This window comes from Microbacterium trichothecenolyticum (genome assembly GCF_030818955.1).
Classification (GTDB): domain Bacteria; phylum Actinomycetota; class Actinomycetes; order Actinomycetales; family Microbacteriaceae; genus Microbacterium; species Microbacterium trichothecenolyticum_B.
The window spans coordinates 1,374,477-1,394,744 of record NZ_JAUTBF010000001.1; the positions used below are offsets into that span (position 1 = coordinate 1,374,477).

The 20,268-nt window shown below is 71.6% G+C and carries 16 protein-coding genes and 1 pseudogene; 5 read left to right on the top strand and 12 right to left on the bottom strand.

Going from position 1 to position 20,268, the window contains the following annotated elements; genetic code table 11:
* Positions 1–16 precede the first annotated feature (16 nt).
* Positions 17–631 (bottom strand): annotated as a pseudogene (locus tag QE412_RS17685) (aminotransferase class I/II-fold pyridoxal phosphate-dependent enzyme); the annotation flags it as partial.
* Positions 632–689: 58 nt separating this feature from the next.
* Between QE412_RS17685 and QE412_RS06630 the strand changes: the two are divergent.
* Positions 690–1,874, top strand: a complete 1,185-nt coding sequence (locus QE412_RS06630; protein WP_307481421.1) for a benzoate/H(+) symporter BenE family transporter — start codon at positions 690–692, stop codon at positions 1,872–1,874.
* Here the strand turns inward: QE412_RS06630 and QE412_RS06635 are convergent.
* Positions 1,864–2,193: a peptidase gene (locus tag QE412_RS06635; protein WP_307481422.1), complete on the bottom strand. Its 330-nt coding sequence runs from the start codon at positions 2,191–2,193 to the stop codon at positions 1,864–1,866. The genes QE412_RS06630 and QE412_RS06635 overlap by 11 nt on opposite strands.
* On the bottom strand, positions 2,193–3,410 hold the full coding sequence (locus tag QE412_RS06640; RefSeq protein ID WP_307487056.1) for an inorganic phosphate transporter: 1,218 nt from the start codon (positions 3,408–3,410) through the stop codon (positions 2,193–2,195). Before QE412_RS06640 ends, QE412_RS06635 begins: the two co-directional genes overlap by 1 nt.
* 208 nt (positions 3,411–3,618) lie before the next feature.
* Between QE412_RS06640 and QE412_RS06645 the strand changes: the two genes are divergently transcribed.
* Positions 3,619–5,733, top strand: a complete 2,115-nt coding sequence (locus QE412_RS06645) for a S9 family peptidase (protein WP_307481424.1) — start codon at positions 3,619–3,621, stop codon at positions 5,731–5,733.
* 345 nt (positions 5,734–6,078) lie between these two features.
* Positions 6,079–6,927, top strand: coding sequence for an endonuclease domain-containing protein (locus tag QE412_RS06650; protein WP_307481426.1), 849 nt, complete (start codon positions 6,079–6,081; stop codon positions 6,925–6,927).
* A gap of 167 nt (positions 6,928–7,094) precedes the next feature.
* On the opposite strand, the gene QE412_RS06655 is transcribed toward QE412_RS06650, so the two are convergent.
* From QE412_RS06655 to QE412_RS06665, 3 genes are all read right to left on the bottom strand, one after another.
* Positions 7,095–8,123 (bottom strand): 6-phosphofructokinase, encoded by a 1,029-nt coding sequence (locus tag QE412_RS06655; protein WP_307481428.1) that lies wholly within the window; start codon positions 8,121–8,123, stop codon positions 7,095–7,097.
* A gap of 357 nt (positions 8,124–8,480) precedes the next feature.
* The gene (locus QE412_RS06660) at positions 8,481–10,640 is read right to left on the bottom strand and encodes a DEAD/DEAH box helicase (protein ID WP_307481429.1); all 2,160 of its coding nucleotides are present in this window, start codon (positions 10,638–10,640) and stop codon (positions 8,481–8,483) included.
* Positions 10,641–11,041: 401 nt separating this feature from the next.
* Positions 11,042–13,447, bottom strand: coding sequence for a heavy metal translocating P-type ATPase (locus QE412_RS06665; protein ID WP_307481431.1), 2,406 nt, complete (start codon positions 13,445–13,447; stop codon positions 11,042–11,044).
* A gap of 155 nt (positions 13,448–13,602) precedes the next feature.
* Between QE412_RS06665 and QE412_RS06670 the strand changes: the two genes are divergently transcribed.
* Complete coding sequence (locus QE412_RS06670; protein WP_307487059.1) at positions 13,603–14,967, top strand: MFS transporter; 1,365 nt, start codon at positions 13,603–13,605, stop codon at positions 14,965–14,967.
* A 12-nt stretch (positions 14,968–14,979) separates the two neighbouring features.
* On the opposite strand, the gene QE412_RS06675 is transcribed toward QE412_RS06670, so the two are convergent.
* From QE412_RS06675 to QE412_RS06695, 5 genes are all read right to left on the bottom strand, one after another.
* Positions 14,980–15,924, bottom strand: a complete 945-nt coding sequence (locus tag QE412_RS06675) for a bifunctional riboflavin kinase/FAD synthetase (RefSeq protein ID WP_307487061.1) — start codon at positions 15,922–15,924, stop codon at positions 14,980–14,982.
* Entirely contained in the window at positions 15,921–16,340 is a 420-nt protein-coding gene (locus QE412_RS06680; protein WP_307481433.1) for a hypothetical protein, read from the bottom strand. Before QE412_RS06680 ends, QE412_RS06675 begins: the two co-directional genes overlap by 4 nt.
* Before the next feature lie 155 nt (positions 16,341–16,495).
* Positions 16,496–16,864 carry a hypothetical protein gene (locus tag QE412_RS06685; RefSeq protein WP_307481434.1) on the bottom strand — a complete coding sequence of 123 codons (369 nt, stop codon included), beginning with the start codon at positions 16,862–16,864 and terminating at the stop codon, positions 16,496–16,498.
* Positions 16,861–17,745: a tRNA pseudouridine(55) synthase TruB gene (truB, locus tag QE412_RS06690; RefSeq protein WP_307481436.1), complete on the bottom strand. Its 885-nt coding sequence runs from the start codon at positions 17,743–17,745 to the stop codon at positions 16,861–16,863. Before truB ends, QE412_RS06685 begins: the two co-directional genes overlap by 4 nt.
* Positions 17,745–18,251 (bottom strand): hypothetical protein, encoded by a 507-nt coding sequence (locus QE412_RS06695; protein WP_307481438.1) that lies wholly within the window; start codon positions 18,249–18,251, stop codon positions 17,745–17,747. The genes truB and QE412_RS06695 overlap by 1 nt, the downstream gene beginning before the upstream one ends.
* Positions 18,252–18,617: 366 nt before the next feature.
* On the opposite strand from QE412_RS06695, the gene QE412_RS06700 reads away from it, so the two are divergent.
* On the top strand, positions 18,618–19,496 hold the full coding sequence (locus QE412_RS06700; protein WP_307481440.1) for an A/G-specific adenine glycosylase: 879 nt from the start codon (positions 18,618–18,620) through the stop codon (positions 19,494–19,496).
* 196 nt (positions 19,497–19,692) lie between these two features.
* On the opposite strand, the gene rbfA is transcribed toward QE412_RS06700, so the two are convergent.
* Positions 19,693–20,154 carry a 30S ribosome-binding factor RbfA gene (gene rbfA, locus QE412_RS06705; RefSeq protein ID WP_307487063.1) on the bottom strand — a complete coding sequence of 154 codons (462 nt, stop codon included), beginning with the start codon at positions 20,152–20,154 and terminating at the stop codon, positions 19,693–19,695.
* Positions 20,155–20,268: the final 114 nt, after the last annotated feature.

Below are 20,268 nucleotides of genomic sequence, written 5' to 3' on the forward strand. Positions count from 1 at the left end.
CGGTGCGCAGGCCCGCGGCGCGCAGAGCGGCGAGGGCCCCGGGGTAGGTCGGGCTCTCCACGATCACGGCGTCTCCCGGCGCGGCGACGGCCTGCGCGATGAGGGCGATGGCCGACTGCGAGCCGTTCGTGACGAGGACCTCGCTCTCGTCGACGGTCGCCTGGTGGGCGAAGACCGCGCGCAAGGCGCTGAGGCCGGCAGCGGGTGCCGGCTCCCAGACGCTGCCGCGACGGATGCTGCGCGAGGCGGCGGCCTGCAGAGCCGCGCGGGGATGCAGATCGGCGCCGAGGTAGCCGCTGGAGAGCGGGACCGTGTCGGCGAGGACTGCGACGGGATCGAGAAAGCGGACGGCCGCGCCGTCGACGCGGGAGGGAGCGAGCGCGAGAGACTGCCAGCCGGTGGAGGCCGCCTCGGTGCGCGGTCCGGCCGCGATGAACACGCCCCGCCCCGGCTCGCTGCGCACTCTGCCCCGCGCAGCCAGGGCCGCGACGGCGCGACCGACGGTCACCGGACTGGTCGACAGTTCCCGGCACAACGCCCGCGTGGAGGGAAGCGCGTCACCCGGCGCACCCCGCTCGATCAGCCGTTCCAGATGGGCGACCACGACCGCGACCCTGCTATCGTTTTCCATGACAGACAACGATAGCGTTACACCGCTCAGACCCGTACCGTTACATCGCTCCTGGTCCGTGACCGCGACGGTCGCCGGGCTCGTGGCCGCCCTGGTCTCCTTCGCGGGCCCCTTCGCGGTCGTGCTGCAAGCCACCCGGGCCGCGCACCTCGACGAGGCCCACACCGCGTCGTGGGTCTGGGCGATCGCCGTCGGCAGCGGCGTCAGCGGCCTGGTTCTCAGCCTGCTGACCCGGATGCCGATCATCGTGGCGTGGTCGACGCCGGGCGCGGCCCTGCTGATAGCCGCGATCGGCGGATTCTCGTTCTCGGATGCCGTGGGCGCCTTCCTGGTGTCGAGCGTCTGCGCGTGCATCCTCGGATTCACCGGATGGTTCGGCCGCCTGTTGGCTCTCGTCCCCGGCTCCGTCACGTCGGCCTTGCTCGCGGGAATCCTGTTGCCGTTCGTCGTCTCGGGCAGCTCCGCCGTCGTGACCGCCCCGGCTGTCGCGGGGGCGGTCGTGATCGCCTTCGTCGTCGCGAAGAGATTCCTCGAACGGTACGCCGTCGTCATCGCCCTCGCCGTCGGCGTGTGCGCGACCGTGGCGACCGGCGCGGCAGAGCGCGTCACGCTCGATCTGCAGCTCACGGCACCCGTGCTCACGATGCCGACCTTCGACCCGCAGGCCCTCCTGTCGATCGGGCTGCCGCTGCTGCTGATCACCATGGCCGCGCAGAACGCCCCCGGACTCACCGTGCTGCGCACCTCGGGCTACACCCCGAACGATCGCATCCTCGTGGGCGGCGTCTCGCTCGTCTCGGCGACGCTGACGCCCTTCGGCGGGCACGCCATCAACCTCGCCGCGATCACCGCGGGCATCTGCACCGGGCCGACCTGCCACCCCGACCCCGCGCGCCGCTACGTCGCGGGCGTGGCGTGCGGGCTCGCGAACCTCGTCGCGGGCGCGTTCGCGTCGACGCTCGTCGGCGCCTACACCGCCCTCCCGGCACCCATGATCGCTGCTCTCGCGGCGGTCGCGCTGCTGCCGTCCGTCATCACGGCCCTGACCGCGACCCTCGCGGGCCCGCCCGCCACGCAGACCGCCGCTCTCATCACGCTCGCCGTCACGGCATCCGGGATCGTCGTCGTCGGCGTCGGGAGCGCGTTCTGGGCACTGATCGCCGGGCTCGCCGTGTGGGCGGTGCTCACCCGCGCGACCTCTCGCGCGCGTCTCGGAGCGTCGCAGAGCGCCCTCAGTGGTTGAAGAGGATCAGCAGCAGTGCCCCGAGCACCGCGGCGCCGCACACGCCGAAGCACGCGTAGGCGCCGGCCAGAGCGAGACCCTTCTGCCCCTCGCTGAGCGGATTCTTCGCGGCGGCCTTGGCGACCGCCTTCTCGGCGCGGCGCCGCTGCTTGTCGGTGAGCACGGTGATGGCATCGGTGAACTCGGCGGGCGCGACCAGCGGCGGGCGGCCTCCGCGCACCAGCAGCCGCAGGCCCAGGGCGTAGAAGGTCACGACGATCGATGCGCCCAGCAGGGCCGCGACGAAGACGTGCAGGAACGCTTCCCAGTTGATCACCATCAGACGTCCTTCCCGGCCGTGGCGCGCTCGATGCGGCGCTGGCGGCGCGTGGGGCCGGGCTTGCGGGGCACCTTGACGGCGGCTCCCGAGTCGGCGACCTCGCTCATGGCGTTGACGGAAGTGACCTCGTCACGACGCGAGCGCAAGAACAGCCCCAGCACGATCACGACGGCGATGACCGCGTCGACCGCCACACCCCAGCCGCCCAGCCAGACCACGACGAGAGCCGCGGCGGCGCCGACGGCACCGGCGGCGGGCAGGGTCAGGACCCAGCCGATCATGATGCGCCCGACGGTGTTCCAGCGTACGGTCGAGCCGCGCCGCCCCAGCCCCGACCCGATCACCGACCCCGAGGCGACCTGGGTGGTCGACAGGGCGAAGCCGAGAGCGCTGGATGCCAGGATCGTGGCCGCCGTCGACGTCTCGGCCGAGAAACCCTGCGCCGGCTTCACGTCGGTCAGGCCCTTGCCGAGCGTGCGGATGATGCGCCAACCGCCCATGTACGTACCGAGGGCGATCGTGATCGCGCAGGCGAACACCACCCACAGCTGCGGATCGGGGTTGGCGGTCGACTGCCAGCCCACGGCGATGAGGGCGAGGGTGATGACCCCCATCGTCTTCTGCGCGTCGTTCGTGCCGTGCGCGAGGGCCACGAGCGACGACGTGAAGATCTGCCCCCAGCGGAAGCCGTCGCGACCGTCGGCCTTGGCGTCGTAGCGGCGGGTGACGCCGTAGGCGATCTTGGTCACGGCGAACGCGATGATGCCGGCCGTCAGCGGCGCGATGAGCGCCGGCAGGATGACCTTGCTCAACACGACGCCGGTGTCGATGGCCGAGACCCCGACGCCGACGAGCGTCGCACCGATGAGCCCGCCGAACAGCGCATGCGAAGAGCTGGAGGGAAGCCCCAGCAGCCACGTGAGCATGTTCCACGTGATCGCCCCGATGAGTCCCGCGAAGATGATCGGGGGGAAGATGTCGGGACTCAACTGGTCTTCGCGGATCATGCCGCCCGAGATCGTCTTGGCGACCTCCGTCGACAAGAACGCTCCGACGAGGTTGAGGCTCGCGGCCAACAGGACGGCGACCTTCGGCTTGAGCGCACCGGTGGCGATGGGGGTGGCCATCGCGTTCGCCGTGTCGTGGAACCCGTTGGTGAAATCGAAGAACAGTGCCAGCACGATGACCAGCACGATGATGAGGGCTGCGCTCTCCACCGTTCGCTTTCCGTGAGGAGGAAGAAGGGATGCCGACGGGATCGGCGCGACGAACGAAGAGTTCACCTGGCATTCGACACTCGTTCACCGAGGTCGCGTCCACATCATTTCACCGGGGCACGCGGTGGTCAAACGCGCAGCCCCTGGTCGATCGGCATCCGGAGCGTCATCCCCCGCGGATGTCCGACGGGCGCACTAGCGTGGAACGGTGACCGACCTCGACCCGCAGACCACCCCGCCCGTCGCCGACCGCCGTCCCGTCGCGCGAAGCCACCACGGCGACACCTTCGACGACCCGTACGAATGGTTGCGGGCGAAGGACGACGACGAGGTCGTGGCGCACCTCGAAGCGGAGAACGCGTACACGAGCGCCCGCACGCAGCACCTCTCCGCCCTGCGCGACACGGTGTTCGGCGAGATCAAGGGGCGCACGCTCGAGACCGATCTCTCGGTCCCCGCGCGCCGAGGCGACTGGTGGTACTACGGCCGCACCGTGGAGGGACGGCAGTACGGCATCCAGTGCCGGGCCCCGCTCGACTCCCCCGACGACTGGACGCCGCCCACCCTGACCCCCGGCACCCCGGTACCCGGCGAGCAGGTGCTCTTCGACGGCAACGTCGAGGCCGAGGGCACCGACTTCTTCTCGCTGGGCAGCTTCGAGATCTCGAACGACGGCACCCGCATGCTCTACGGCATCGACGTCGCCGGCGACGAACGCTACACCGTGCGCGTGCGCGACCTGACGACCGGCGAGACGCTGGCCGACGAGATCCCCGGCACGTTCTCGGGTGCGACCTTCTCGCCCGACGGCCGCTTCATCGTGTACACCACCGTCGACGACGCCTGGCGCCCCGACACCGTGTGGCTGCACGAGATCGGCACCCCCGTGGATGCCGACGTGAAACTGTTCCACGAGAGCGACGACCGGTACTGGGTCGGGGCCGACTTCACCCGCAGCGACAAGTACCTCGTGATCGAGATGGGTTCCTCCATCACCTCGGAGGAGTGGCTCCTCGACGCCGACGACCTGCGCGGTGAGCCGCGCGTGGTGTGGCCACGGCGCGAAGGCGTGGAGTACTCCTCGTCGCACGCCGTCGTCGACGGTGAGGACGTGCTCTACATCGTCCACAACGACGGCGCTCTCGATTTCGAGCTCGTCCGGGTCTCGGCATCCGCCCCCCAGGGCCCGCGCGAGACCGTCATCCCCCACCGCGCCGGGCAGCGTCTGCTCGGCGTCGATGCGTTCCGCGACTGGGGCGTGGTCGCCTATCGCCGCGACGGCCTGGCACGTCTGGGCATGCTGTCGTACTCCGACGGCGCGGTGACCGAGATCGCCTTCGACGAGCCGCTGTACAGCGTCGGCACGGGCGGCAACCCCGAGTACGCTCCCCCGGTGCTACGGCTCGGTTACGGCTCGTTCGTGACGCCGAGCACCGTGTACGACTACGTCGTCGAAACGGGCGAGCTGCTGCTGCGCAAGCGTCAGCCGGTGCTCGGCGGGTTCGACCCCGCCGACTACGGTCAGGCGCGCGTATGGGCGCCCGCCGAAGACGGCACGCGCGTGCCGGTGTCGCTGGTGTGGAAGCGCTCGTTCGGCGAGCCCGGCTCGTCGCCGCGGCCCGTTCACCTGTACGGCTACGGGTCGTACGAGCACTCCATCGAGCCCGGGTTCTCCGTCCCGCGGCTGTCGCTGCTGGACCGCGGCGTCGTCTTCGCCGTGGCGCACGTGCGCGGCGGCGGCGAGATGGGCCGCCAGTGGTACGAGGACGGCAAGCTGCAGGCCAAGCGCAACACGTTCACCGACTTCGTCGCCGCGGCACGTCACCTCGTGTCCGAGGGCTACACCACCCCCGACCGCATCGTCGCCGAGGGCGGCAGCGCCGGCGGCCTGCTGATGGGCGCCGTGGCGAACCTCGCGCCCGAGTTGTTCGCCGGCATTCTCGCCGACGTCCCCTTCGTCGACGCGCTGACCACGATCCTCGACCCTTCGCTCCCGCTGACCGTGATCGAGTGGGACGAGTGGGGCGACCCGCTGCACGACGCCGACGTGTACGCCTACATGAAGTCGTACTCACCGTACGAGAACGTGCGCGAGGGCGTGCAATACCCCCGCATCCTCGCCGTCACCTCGCTCAACGACACGCGCGTGCTGTACGTCGAGCCGGCCAAGTGGGTGCAGCGCCTGCGCGAGGTCGGTGCCGACGCGCTGCTCAAGTGCGAGATGGTCGCCGGGCACGGCGGTGTCAGCGGCCGGTACAACGCCTGGCGCGAGCGCGCGTTCGAGATCGCGTGGCTGCTCGACGTGCTCGGGCTGGCGGAGTAAGTCTGGTCTCTGCGAACGCCCCGCCGCCTCGTGCGGTGGGGCGTTCGGCGTGGGGCGGCGGCGTGCTGGGGGCGGCGTGCTGGGGTGCTGGGGTGCTGGGGCCGGGGCCGGGGCCGGGGCCGGGGCCGGGGCCGGGGCCGGGGCCGGGGCCCGGCGTGCTGAGTCCGGGAACAGGCGATCGCTCGAGAACAGGGTCGCGGCGCCGCACCACGGCCTGTTCCCAAACGATGCCCTGTTCTCGAACGTGGGGCGACGGCTCCTCCCCGACTGTGCGGCATCCGGAGTTCTCCACCGTCAGCCGCGCAGCGACGACGCTGCACCGGGGCGTGCGGGCATCCTCGGAGGATGAGTGACGCTCTTGTCGAGTTCCTCCGCCGGCGAGGTGGTGCCGTTCACACCCGTGCGGTGCGCGCAGCCGGTTTCACGCCACACACGATGGTCTCCGCCGTGCGGGAGGGACGCATCGAACGGATTCGCCGCTCGTGGCTGATCCATGTTGAGTGCACTCCGCACCGCCGGGCTGCGGCCGCCCGGGGCGGACGACTCACGTGCGTCAGCGCCGCCGCGGAGCGCGGGCTGTGGGTACCGGCGCCCGCAGATCCCCATATCTGGGTACCGTCGACAGCGTCTCGTCTGGATGCCACGGACGTGCGGCTGCACCGCGCGGTCGGTCCCGTGCCCCTGGCGCGCATCGAGCCCGATGAGCACATCGTGAATGTGCTGTACCACGTGGCATCCTGTCTCCCGCCCGCGGATGCCCTGGCGGTCTGGGAGTCCGCGCTTCGACAACGGCTCGTCGACGGTGAGGTGTTGAGGCGTGTGATCTGGCGTTCTCCCCGCGCCGCCGAGATGGCCCGCGTGGCGGGTGCGTTGTCGGACTCGGGGCTGGAGAGCCACTTTCGCGCGCTCTTGTCCGCCGCGGGGATCTCGATGCGCCAGCAGGTGCGCATCGACGGACATCATGTCGACGGACTGATCGGCGAACGGCTCGTGGTTCAGCTCGACGGGTTCGCATTCCATAGTGCTCCCGCCGACCGTCGTCGCGATCTCGAGCAAGATGCACGGCTCGTGCTGCGCGGGTACACGGTGCTGCGCTTCGACTACGCGCAGGTCATGCTCGAGCCTGCAACGGTGGTCGACCGTGTGCGGACGGCCATGGCCCAGGGACTGCACCTCGGCCCCTCCCCCCGGTGACCGGGGACCCGGTGAGAACAGGGGATCGTGCGAGAGCAGGGCGCCAACACAGCGACGCGGCCTGTCCTCCAACGATCCCCTGCCCGCGAACGAACACGCCACCGCCGTCAGCGACACGCGCCGACACGGCGACGCACCCCCAAGCGGGGCGTCGGCACGACGGCAGCTCAGCCGAAGAGCGCAGCGGCCTCTTCGTAGCGGTACAGGGGCACCGAGTTCAGTTCACCGAGGGCGTCGGCAAAAGGCACGCGCACGATGTCGGTGCCGCGCATCGCGACCATCTGGCCCCACGCACCCTCGTTCAGCGCATCGGCGGCGTGCAGGCCGAGGCGCGTCGCCAGCACGCGGTCGAACGCCGAGGGCGAGCCGCCGCGCTGGATGTGGCCGAGCACGGTGGCCCGGGTCTCGATGCCGGTGATCCGTTCGATCTCGGGCGCGAGCTGCTCGCCGATGCCGCCGAGGCGGGGACGGTTGAACGCGTCGAGGCCCTTGTCGCTGAACGCCTCGTCCATGCCGGTGAGCTTGAATCCCTCTGACACGACGACCAGAGGCGCGCGGCCGCGGTCGTGGGCGCGGGTGACCTGCTCGGTGATCTCGTCGATCGACATCGGCACCTCGGGGATGCAGATGACGTGGGCGCCGGCCGCGATGCCGGCGTGCAGGGCGATCCAGCCGACGTGCCGGCCCATGACCTCGGCGACCATGCACCGCTGGTGCGAGTCACCGGTCGTGCGGAGGCGGTCCATGGCATCCGTCGCGATGTTCACGGCGGTGTCGAATCCGAACGAGTAGTCGGTGGCTCGCAGGTCGTTGTCGATCGTCTTCGGCACGCCGATCACGTTGATGCCGTCGTTCGACAGACGGTCGGCCGCGGCGAGGGTCCCCTCGCCGCCGATGGCCAGGATGCCGTCCAGGCGGTGCCCGTACATGGTCTTGGAGATGTTCTCGGCGCCGCCGCGCACGCCCTCGTACGGGTTGGTACGGCTTGTGCCGAGGATGGTGCCGCCGACCTTGGACAGCCCCTTGACCTCGTGACGCGTCAGGGGGAAGAAGTCGCCGTCGACCACGCCCCGCCACCCGTCACGGATGCCGACGAACTCGATGTCGTAGTTGGTCGTGCCCTTCAGCACGACCCCACGGATGACCGCGTTGAGCCCGGGGCAGTCGCCGCCGCTGGTCAGGATGCCGATCTTCATGGGCTGGAGTCCTCGCTGTGATTCGGGTGAGGGGGCGGCGCCATTGCCATCTTCGACCTTATCGCCGCGAGCGGGAGCGGTGCCACACGGCGACCGAGGGGCGGGATGCCACAACCCACCCGCGCCCCATCCCACCCACCGAGAACAGGCGATCACGCCAGAACAGGCCGCCCAGACGCCGATCGCCCTGTTCCCACCGAATCCCCTGCTCTCACGAGGACCAGACGCACGAACAGCGGGTGCCGGGACACCGCCGCGCGCAGGACGATCGCGCGCGCGAAGACCCGGCGAGACTCGCGAACGGAGACACACGAACGCCCCGGCGCCGAAGCACCGGGGCGTTCACAAGAAGCGGGATCAGGCCTTGCCGAGCGCCTGACGCAGCAGATGCATGAGCGCCGACAGCTGCACGGAGTCGCTGGAGCCGGGCTCGATGGCGTGCCCGTCGAGGGCGCGGGCCGCGAGCCCCTCCTTCGAGTCGATGAGCTCAGCGATCTTCGTGTCGATCGTGTGCGCGGCGATGATGCGCCACGCGGTGACGGGCTCCTCCTGACCGATGCGGTGCACGCGGTCGATGGCCTGCGTCTGCTCGGCGGCGGTCCATGACAGCTCCGCGAGCACGACGTTGGAGGCCGCCTGCATGTTCAGACCCACACCGGCGGCGGTGAGCGAACACACCGCGATCCCGACGTCGGGGTCGGTGTTGAACGCGTCGATCGCGGCCTGGCGCGCGGTGGACGTCTGCTCGCCGCGCACCGAGACGGCCTTCAGACCGGATGCCTTGAAGTGGGCCTCCGCGGCATCCATCACGTCGATGTGCTTCGCGAAGAACACGACCTTGCCCACCGAGCGCTGCAGCTGCACGGCGTAGTCGGCGGCGAGGTGCGCCTTGGCCTGGCCGATACGACGGACCATCGTGAAGACGTTCTCACTGCCGGAACCGGCGGCCTTCGACTCCTCGAGTTCGCCGTGCGCGACGAGGCGCACGATGTCGTCGTCGATCTCGCCGGCGGCCAAGCCACGGTCGCCGCGGGCCTCGATGATGCGGCGGTACTTGGCCGCGAGCCGGGCACCGAGTTCGCGCTCCGCCTGACGGATCGAGCGGCCGTACTCGTCGTCGAGCTCGACGGGGAGGTCGGCGACGAGCTTGTCGGGCAGGTCGGCGGCGACGTCCTTCTTCTTGCGCCGGACGATCCCCATGGAGATCACGGCCTCACGCGCCTCGGGGTAGAACGCCTTGTCGGCGGGGGTCAGACCCGTGGCATCCAGCTTCTCCATCAGCTCGGGGCCGGGCTTCTCGCCGTTGGTCCAGCCGAGGAAGCGCCAGATCGCGTCGAAGTCCTCGACGTCGTTGATCAGCGGCGTACCGGTCAGGGCGAGCATGAGCGGGTCGCGCGTCTGCTGGCGGACGCGCGATGCCAGGGCCAGCACGTTCTGCGAGCGCTGCGAGGTGAGGTTCTTGATGAAGTGCGCCTCGTCGACGACGACGCCCTTCAGGCCGATCGACGACAGCCATGACAGGTGCCGGTCGAGGATCTCGTAGTTGACGATGAACACATCGGCGAAGGCGTCGATGTCGGCACCGCCGCCCGAGATGACGGTGGCGCGACGCTGCGGCGTCCAGCGCTGCACCTCGCGCGCCCAGTTCATCTTCACGACGTTGGGCACGACGACCAGCAGCGGGTACGCGTCGGCGACGCTGGCGGCCAGCACCGACTCGGCGGTCTTGCCCAGGCCCGGCTCGTCGGCCAGCAGGAACGAACGGTGCCCCTGCCGCACCGCTTCGAGGAAGCGGGACTGGTGCGGCATGACCTCGAGTCCGCGCGGCGAGACGCGGTCGAACTCGGGCACCGGCGGCAGCTCCATGCTCGCGGCGGAACCGCCCGCACCGGTCTCGAACGCCTTGTACAGCGGGCCCATGAGCTCCCAGCCGTCGAGGCGACGGCGCGGGGCGTCGCCGCTCGAGCGGGGGGTGAGGTCGGGGGCGAGGAAGGGATTCGCCATCTGCCGCGCCTCGATGGACGGCGGGATGACCTGCTTCTCGGCGAGCGCGGCCGGAACGACCGGCGCGACCTGGGGCGTGTTGTCGGTGATGATGAGCTCGTCGGGCGGGAGCTCGGCACCGGACTCCAGCAGCCAGTCGCGACGCATGCGGCGGGCGACCGGCGAGGTGGCCTGGTCGACCTCCAGGAGCTGGATGAGCGAGGTGTCGCGCGCGGCGGTCTTGGCGAGGATGGTCGCGACGCCGTCGAGACGCTTGAGCAGCTCGGCGCGCGCGGCGTCGGTGATCTCGGGGTCGGCCTTGACCCGGGCGCGCTCCTCGCGCACCAGGAAGGCGATCACCTGGAACTTCACCCGGTTGGTGGGTCCGAGCTTGCCGCGCTGCGCCTTCGCCTCGATCTCGCGCACCTTGCGCGCGAGGATCGGGATGACGGGGGCTTCCTCGTCGCGTCGGGATGACGTGGTCTTTCTGCGCCGTTGGCTCGAGCCTCGGGCGGCGGTTGCCGTGGTCGGCATGCTCCTCCTGAGCGTGTCGTCCGGATGACAGTCCGGAACGTCCGGCGTGACGCCGGCGGTCGGTGACCCCGAAGATCGTCGCGCGAACCGCCGCCGAAGCGGCGGTGTCGGCGACCCGCAACGCGTCTACGCCGGAACGGCTCGCGAGACCGCGGATGACGGGGTCGACTCCCATTCTAGCGCCACCCGCGTCGCCGTGCGTGATGGCGCCACGCGGGTGGGGGTTCACACCGGTCGCGGCCTTCCCAGGCGACATCGTCATCGGATGCCGCGAGGGGGCCGCCCCGGCCGGGCACGCGCCGGTGGCGACAGGGCCGCCCGGCCCGTACGGCGCCGCGCACCGCCCGGACCCGGCCGGACCCACCCACCGCCCGACCCGCCCGGGACGCCGCCCGCGCGTTTCAGGCTGCGCGGCGCAGACGCAGGCTGTTCAGCACGACGAACACGCTCGAGAAGGCCATCGCCGCACCGGCGAGCATGGGGTTCAGCAGGCCGAGGGCGGCCAGCGGCAGGGCGGCGACGTTGTATGCGAACGCCCAGAACAGGTTGCCCCGGATCACGCGCATGGTGCGGCGGCTGAGGGCGAGGGCTGTGACGATGCCGCGCGGGTCGTCCCGCATGAGCGCCACGTCGCTGGCGTGCAGCGCCGCGTCGGTGCCCCCGCCCATCGCGATACCCAGGTCCGCGGATGCCAGGGCGGCGGCGTCGTTGACCCCGTCGCCGACCATGGCGACGGTGCGCCCCTCAGCGCGCAGAGCAGCGATCTCGGCGACCTTGGCCTCGGGCAGCACGCCCGCCCGCACCCGGTCGATGCCGAGCTCGTCGGCGACGAGACGGGCGACGTGCGGGTTGTCGCCGGTGAGCAGCACGGGTTCGAGGCCCAGCGCGCGCAGCTGCGCGACCGCCGCGGCGCTCTCGGCACGCACCGTGTCGGCGATCTCGACCACGGCGCGGGCGCGAGGCACACCGTCGGCGTCGGGCCAGCCGGCCACCACGACGGTGCCGCGCTGCTCCCCCTCCTCGACCGCGGCGGCGAGTTCCGGGGGCAGGGCCGCTCCCTCCTCGGCGGCGAGCGCGGGACGCCCGGCGAACACGCGCACGCCCTCCACGCTCCCCGTGACGCCCCGGCCGGGGAGTGCGTCCAGGTCGGTCGCGACGGGCCCCTCCCCCACGGCGGCCACGATGGCGTGGGCGACGGGGTGCTCCGATCCGCGCTCGACCGCCGCGATCCGACGCAGGGCGTCATCGGCATCCTCGCCCTCGGCGACGACGACCGCCGTGACGCTCATGAGCCCCGAGGTGAGTGTTCCGGTCTTGTCCAACGCGATCGTGTCGATGCGCTCGGCCGACTCCAGCGCCGCCGGCCCCGTGACGAGGATGCCGAGCTGGGCGCCGCGTCCGGTGCCGACGAGGATCGCGATCGGGGTCGCGAGGCCCAGCGCGCACGGGCAGGCGATGATGAGCACGGCCACGGCGGCGGTGAACCCGGCGGCGACGGGCTGACCAGCGGCCAGCCAGGCCACGAGGGTGAGCATCGCGAGCACGATGACCACCGGCACGAAGACGCCGGAGATGCGGTCGGCGAGCCGCTGCACGCGGCTCTTGCCGAGCTGGGCGTCTTCGACGAGACGCGCGATGCGCGCCAAGCGCGTCTGCTCGCCGACGCCCGTGGCGCGCACGACCAGGCGCCCGCCGGAAGCGATCGTGCCGCCGGTCACGCTCGATCCCGGGCCCACGTCGACCGGGACGGACTCACCGGTCAGCATGCTCTCGTCGATCGCGGCGCGGCCCTCGAGCACCTCGCCGTCGGTGGCGACGGTGGCGCCGGGGCGCACGACGAAGACGTCGCCCACCGCGAGGTCGTCGACGGCGATGCGACGGCCGTCGGCGAGTTCGGCCTCACGCGCACCGAGGTCGAGCAGCGACCGCAGCGCCGCCCCGGCGCGACGCGTGGAACGCTGCTCGATCACGCGCCCGAGCAGGAGGAACACCGTCACGGCGGCGGCGACCTCGAAGTACACCACCGAACTGGCGTCGTGCACGGGGCCGAAGAGCGTGGCCTCGTGCCGGATGCCGATGCGCCCGGCCGTGCCGAACACGAGCGCCCACACGCTCCACAGGTACGCCGCGAAGGTACCGAGCGTGATGAGCGTGTCCATCGTGGCGGTGCCGTGGCGGGCGTTGCGCAACGTTGCGCGGTGGAACGGCCAACCGCCCCACATCACGAGCGGAGTGACCAGCACGAGCGACAGCCACTGCCAGCCGGGGACCTGCCACGCGGGCACCATCCCGAGCGCGACGACGGGGACGGCGAGGGCGAGCGACACCCACAGGCGCACGCGCAGCGGCGTGGCGCCCGGGGAGTCGGCGGTGTCGTGCACGTGTCCGCCGTGCGGGTCCGCGGCGTGGTCGTGTCCGGCGGCCCCGCGGACGACGGGCACGGCCGGAGCGGCGGTCACGGCGGGAGCCGCGGGCACCGCGGGAGCCGCGGCAGCCGTCGCAAGGGCAGCCGGCGCAGCCACGGCCGGCGCATCGGCCGACGCCGGAGGGCGCATCTGCGCGCCCGCGCGTGTGCGCACCCGGGCGTCGTATCCGGCGGCGCGGACGGCGTCGACGAGAGCGGCGGTATCGAGGTCGGCGGGGTAGCGCACGCGTGCGGTCTCGGTGGCGAGGTTGACGGCGGCCTCGACCCCGTCGACCCGCCCGAGCTTCTTCTCGACGCGCGCGACACAGCTGGCGCACGTCATTCCCTCGATGTCGAGCACCGCTTCGACGGTGGGTGCGGTGGCATCCGTGTTCTCGCCCATGGCTCCTCCTCGGTCCGCCTTCCCTAACAGGATACCCCCAGGGGGTATTCCGGGATCCCGTCGCCCGGAATCGGCACGATGCCCCCGCAGACCGCTCGTCCACCCTCGTGGCCGGTGACGTCCCGCGACCCTACGCTGGAGAAGTGGCCGAGACGATGACGCGGGAGCAGCGCACGGTCCTCGCCGTCGCGGTGCTGGCGTCTTTCGTGTCGTTCCTCGACGGCACCGTCGTCACCGTCGCCCTCCCCGCCATCGCCCGCGATCTCGGCGGGGGCCTCTCCACGCAGCAATGGGTCGTCGACGCCTATCTCGTGACGCTGGGCGCCTTCATCCTCGTCGCAGGCTCGCTGAGCGATGTGCTCGGGCGCGTCGTCGTGGTGCGGATCGGCCTGATCGGCTTCGGCATCACGTCGATCGCGATCGCGGCCGCCCCGACGGCCGGGTTCCTCATCGTCGCCCGCGCCCTGCAGGGGATCGCGGGCGCTCTGCTCGTGCCGAGTTCGCTCGCCCTCATCACCTCGACTTTCCGCGGACCGGCGCAGGCCCGCGCGATCGGCATCTGGACCGGGGCCACCACGGTGGCGATGATCGCGGGGCCGCTCATCGGGGGCGTCTTCGTCGACACCCTCTCGTGGCGGCTGGTGTTCCTGGTCAACGTGCTGCCGATCGCCGCGACGATGTGGCTGCTCACCCATCTCGGCCGTCGCGAGCAGCGGCGGCCCGGCGCCCGCGTCGACATCGTCGGCGCCCTGCTGTGTGCGATGGGCCTCGGTGGTGGGGTCTTCGCCCTCATCGAGCAGCCGAACCTCGGCTGGGCCTCTTACGTGATCTGGATGCCGGGGGCGATCGGCGCCGCGGCCTTCGCGGGGTTCCTCGTGCGCCAACGCCTCGCACGCGACCCGATGATGCCGCTCGACCTCTTCCGCGCCCGCAACTTCTGGGCCGGCAACCTCGCGACGGCGCTCGTCTACGCGGCGCTGTCGCTCAACGGCTTCGTCGTGAGCGTGTACCTACAGCAGGGCGCGGGCTTTCCCGCGACCCTCGCCGGCCTCGCGTCACTGCCGAGCACCGTGCTCATGATCGCGCTGAGCTCACGGATGGGTGCCCTCGCGGGTCGTTTCGGCCCGCGCCTGTTCATGACTCTCGGGCCGCTCGTGATGGCAGCCGGATCGCTCCTGCTGCTGCGCGTCGGCGACGAGGTCGACTACTGGACGCAGGTGCTCCCGGGAATCGTCGTGTTCGGACTGGGGCTCACGGCCACCATCTCGCCCCTCACGGCGGCGGTGCTCGGCGCGATCGACACCGAGCGCTCCGGTATCGCGTCCGCGGTCAACAACGCCGTCTCCCGCGTGGCCGGACTACTCGCCATCGCGGGGATCTCCGCCGTCGTCGGCGGCTCGCTCGATCTTCCCGGATTCCACCGGGCAGCGATCGTCGTCGCCGCGCTGATGCTGCTCGGCGCCGCGGCGTCGTTCCTCGGCATCCGCAACCGCCCCTCCGCGGCGCTCGCGTCCCGGTGACGCTCGCCGCTCTCAGCGCAGGATGCGGCGCGTGCGCTCCACGTCGTCGGCCATCTGCACCAGCAGCGCGTCGATGCCGTCGAAGGCCATCATGTCGCGCACGCGTTCGACGAAGCGCACCTCCACGTGATGGCCGTAGAGGTCGAGAGCGGTCTCGTCGAGCACGTAGGCCTCCACCTGCCGTGCGTCCACGTCGTCGAAGGTCGGATTGGTGCCGACGCTGATGGCAGCGGGATAGCTCGTGCGGCGCCCGCCCTCGACATCGACGAGCCAGCCGGCGTAGACGCCGTCGGCGGGCACGAAGCCCTCGAGGTCGGCGGAGAGGTTGGCGGTGGGGTACCCGAGCTCTCGCCCGCGCTTGAGGCCGTGCACGACCTCGCCCCACACCGAGGGGGCACGGCCCAGCAGGCGGGCGGCGGTCTGCACGTCGCCGGCCGACAGGGCCTCGCGGATCCACGTCGACGACACGCGCCGATCGGCGTGCACGGCGCGCACCTCATCGACGACGTCGACGTGGAAGCCGTACTCGGCCCCCATCCGCTCGAGCAGCTCGGGGCCGCCAGCACCGCCCGCACCGAAGCGGAAGTCGCGCCCGACCAGCACCGTGCGCGCCTGCAACGCGTCGACGATCACCCGACGCACGAACTCGTCGGCCGGAATCGACGCCAGGTGCTCGTCGAAGGTGAGCAGCAGGGTGGCGTCGACGCCCGCGCGATCCAGCAGGTCGAGCTTCTGGTGAGGTCCGATCACGTCGGGCGGGCACTTCTCGGGGCGCAGCACGCTGAGCGGGTTGCGGTCGAACGACACGGCGACCACTTTCGCGCCATCGGCGGCGTCGATGCGGGCCCGGTCGATGACCGCGCGGTGTCCCGCGTGCACACCGTCGAACTTGCCGATGGCCACGACCGACGGCCCGAAGCCGGCGGGGACCTCCGCGGGGTCGCGGAAGACGATCACGACGACGCCCGACGGTGCTTCACGAGCCACCATAGTCCGAGGAAGGGCAGCACGAGCGGAACGAACACGTACCCGTAGCCGTACACCGACCACACCGTCGGGTGCTGGAACAGGGAGGGCAGCGCAAGGCTCAGCGTTCCGACGACGAGCACGCCGACGAGCTCGAACCCGATGGCGACCCAGGCGACGCGGTACCACGCCGGGCGCGCCGAGAAGACGAGGGCCAGCGTGGCGAGGATGTACACGACGGCAGCGAGCGCGGAGAGACTGTAGGCCACGGGGGCGTCGTCGAATTCGCGCACGATCTGCACGAACGAGCGGCCGGTGGCGGCGAGCGCCATGATGCCGTAGACGACGACGAGGACACGGCCGATGCCGGTCATCCCCCGGGCGCGAGTGGGAGTGGTGGATGCCATGACCCCTCGATTCTAGTTCGCCCGCGGCGGCGTCGAGTGGCGGCGTCCTCCCGTAACAGGGGATGCACCGGGAACAGGCCCCTGCGCCGCGGATCGACCTGTTCTGGACGTATCGCCTGTTCTCACGACCCGCCAGGTCACGGCATCCGGAACCGTCAGGCGATCTGCACGGTCCAGATCACGTGCATGCGCCACACCATCACGGCGACCGCCAGGGCGGCGACACCCATGACGACGGTGCTCCACCGGCTGCGCTCGATGAGCGCCCACGCCGCGCCCGCGACGGGCACGGCCGCTGCCGAGACGAGATACGTCCAGAACTCCAGCAGACTGCCCGAGGGCGGGTTGCCCGCGAACGGCGCGATGATCGCGACGACGATCTGCACGATCAGCAACAGCTCGATGAGGGCGAGCGAGCCGACGGTGACGTCTCCGGGGCGGCGGCCGATCAGCCCCGCGACGATCGCGACCAGGCCCGCGATCACGGCGATCCCCACCTGCACGAGCGTGAACCACAGGATCATCGGGCGGCCTCCTCGGGCATGTTCATGACGCTCTTGAGCTGCGTGCCGCGCTTCTCGACGATACCGACGAGGCGTCCGTCCGGGTCGATCGCTGCCGCCACCGCCCCGGTGAGGCGTCCTCCCCCATCGATGCGCTTACCGTGGCGCAGGTCGCGCGCCTCGTCGGCACCGACGGCCAGGGCGCCGACGACGACCGCCGCCGCCGTGGCGGGTTCGACGAGCGCGTCCTCGGCGATGTCGTCGACGGATGCCGCGGCGGCGACGTCGAAGGCACCGATCCGCGTGCGGCGGAGCATCGTCAGATGCCCGCCCACGCCGAGGGCGCGACCGAGGTCGCGGGCGAGGGCGCGGATATAGGTGCCGCTCGTACAGTCGACGACGACGTCGAGCTCGATCACGCCGTCACCGCGGCGCGTGTCGCGCACGTCCAAGCGCGACACCGTCACGCGTCGGGCCTTCAGCTCGACCTCCTCGCCCGCGCGGGCGAGGTCGTACGCCCGCCGCCCCGCGACCTTGATGGCCGAGACGGTGCTCGGCACCTGGTCGATCTCGCCGGTCAGCTCGGCGATGCCCGCCGCGATCGCCTCATCGGTGAGGGCGGAGGCATCCGTCCTCGAGATCTCCGCACCGTCGGCGTCGTCGCTGTCGGTGGCGGCACCGAGCAGGATCGTCGCCTCATACGTCTTGTCGGCGCCCACGATGTACGTCAGCAGCCGCGTCGCGCCCTCGACCCCCAGCACGAGGAGCCCGGTCGCCATGGGATCGAGGGTGCCGGCGTGCCCGATCTTGCGGGTACCGAGAGCTTTGCGCGCCCTCGAAACGACGTCATGGCTGGTGATGCCCCCCGGCTTGTCGACCAGGAGGATGCCCGGACGCACCATCAGCAGAAGTCCCCGAACACCTGCACGGGATGCGCCGGGTCGGAGTTCTCCACGATCACCGAGGCGGCCGCGCGCGGGCGCGCCGTGCGGAGGTAGTGCTTCTCGGCATCCGCAAGCTCGGGGCGAGGAGCACCGATCGGCGGGTTGTTCTCGAGCCAGACCGAGAAGTTCCAGAGCCCCCGCACCTCGGGGCTGTGCAGGAAGCGCCCGTCGACGACCAGCACGGCGTCGGAGGGGGCGACGAAGCCCGCACCGAACTCCTCGCCCGCGCGGAACGGGGCGATGAAACGCTCCCGCGCCTCGGGTGCGCCGTCGGCGAGCGACGCACGGAATACCGCCGTGCCCTCGTCGGAGATCGCCTCTTCGAAGCCGTTGGCGAACTCCCTCGCGGCGCCCTGATCGAGCGCGTCGATCGCGACGACGACGCGTCCGGCGCGGTTGTTCTGCCGCATCAGGGCGCGCAGGCTCCGCTGCAGGTCTCGAACGGCGTTCTCGGGCGACGACATGGTTCCAGCCTACTTTCGCCACCGCGGCGGTCGCACGGGCGGCGTCCGGCGCGGCGCGGCGCGGGACGGGACGGGGCGGGACGGGGCGGGGCGGCGCGGGGCGGCGCGGGGCGGGGCGGGGCGGGGCGGGGCGGGACGGGGCGGCGCGGGGCGGCGCGGGGCGGGGCGGTGCGGGGCGGGGCGGCTACTCTCGCGCGCATAAACGCGATCCACGCGCATAAACGCGCTCTCCTCGCGTTTATGCGCGTGAATCGCGTTTATGCGTGACTCACCGACCCGCGCCGCGCGCGCTCGCGTCCCGCACCGCACCGCGCCGCGCGCGCTCGCGCGCCCACCGCACCGCGCATGCGACCGTAGGCTGGAGGGATGCCAGAACTCGCCGCCCCGCTCATCGCGTGGTACCGCGAGGCGGCGCGCGACCTCCCCTGGCGGCGCGCGGGCTTCGGCGCCTGGGGAACCCTCGTCAGCGAGTTCATGCTGCAGCAGACCCCGGTCAACCGCGTGATCCCGCACCTGGAAGCGTGGCTGACACGCTGGCCGACGCCCGCCGACCTGGCGGCCTCTCCCCCGGGAGACGCCGTGACGCAGTGGGCCAACCTCGGCTATCCGCGTCGAGCGCTGTGGCTGCACCGGGCCGCGGTCGAGATCCGCGACCGGCACGACGGGGTCGTCCCCCGTGATGTCGACGCGCTTCTCGCGCTCACGGGTATCGGCGACTACACGGCCCGCGCGGTGGCGGTGTTCGCGTACGGTGATCGGCATCCCGTCGTGGACACGAATACGCGCCGCGTCCTCGCCCGCGCCGTCGACGGCCGGGCGCAGCCCGGGCCGCCGCACAAACGCGACCTGGCGGCGATGGAGGCCGAGCTGCCCGATGGCGTCACCGAGGCGGCGATCGTGAATGCGGCGACCATGGAGCTCGGAGCGATCATCTGCACGGCGCGGTCGCCGAAGTGCGACCTGTGCCCGCTCGTCGCGCAGTGCGCGTGGCGTGCGGCCGGATATCCCGCGTCGGAGGATCTGCGCCGCAAGCAGGCGGCGTACGAGGGCAGCGACCGTCAGGCCCGTGGGGCGGTTCTCAAGACGCTTCGTGATGCGGCTCCCTCCCCCGTGCCGCTGTTCGCCGTGCTCCCCGACTGGCCGGACGCCGCGCAGCGCGATCGCGCGATCGACTCGCTCGTCGCGGACGGCCTCGCCGAGGCGATCGACGACACGCTCCGGCTACCCGGCCACCCCGCGACCTGACCCGGAGACGCCGCCACGGCCTCGTACGACGGGGCATGCATCCTCGCACAGCTCCTGCATCCCGCGGAGCATCGGCCCGACATCGCCACCGCGCAGCCCGCTTTGCAGGAGTTGTGCAGCCGAAGCGCGCCCGCGCAACGGCGAACGGCCGGATGCCATCCCCTCGGGGCGGCATCCGGCCGTGTGTCGAACGGGCTCAGGCCCGGTCGTCGTCCTCGTCGAGATCGTCACCTTCGTCGTGCTCGCGCGGCTTGACGTACGGGTCGGCGTCGCCGGCGTACGCCGCGGCGGCAGCGAGGCCCGCGACCGACTCGTCGCGTTCGCGCGCTTCGCGCAGCAGCGCCGAGATGTGGTCGGCGTTCTCGGGGATGCCGTCGAGGATGAACTCCAGCGACGGGGTGAGACGCGTGTTGAGGTGCTTGCCCACCTCGCTGCGCAGCATGCCGGTCGCCGACTTCAGCGCCGCGGCGGTGTCGGCGCGGTGCGCCTCGTCGCCCATCACGGTGTAGAACACCGACGCGCGCTGCAGGTCGCCGGTGACCCGCACGTCGGTGATGGTCACGAATCCGAGCCGCGGGTCGCGCAGCCCCTTCTCGAGCCGCTCGGCCAGCACCACGCGGATGCGGTCCGCCACCCGGGCCTGTCGCTCTCCTGCCACGTCCTTCTCCTTCTCGTTCTTCATACCGCCGCGGATGACCCAGCGAGTAAATATCCCCACGAGGATGCCGCCCCCAGCGTAGGCCGGAGGGGTGTGCATCTCCGAGAGCATCGG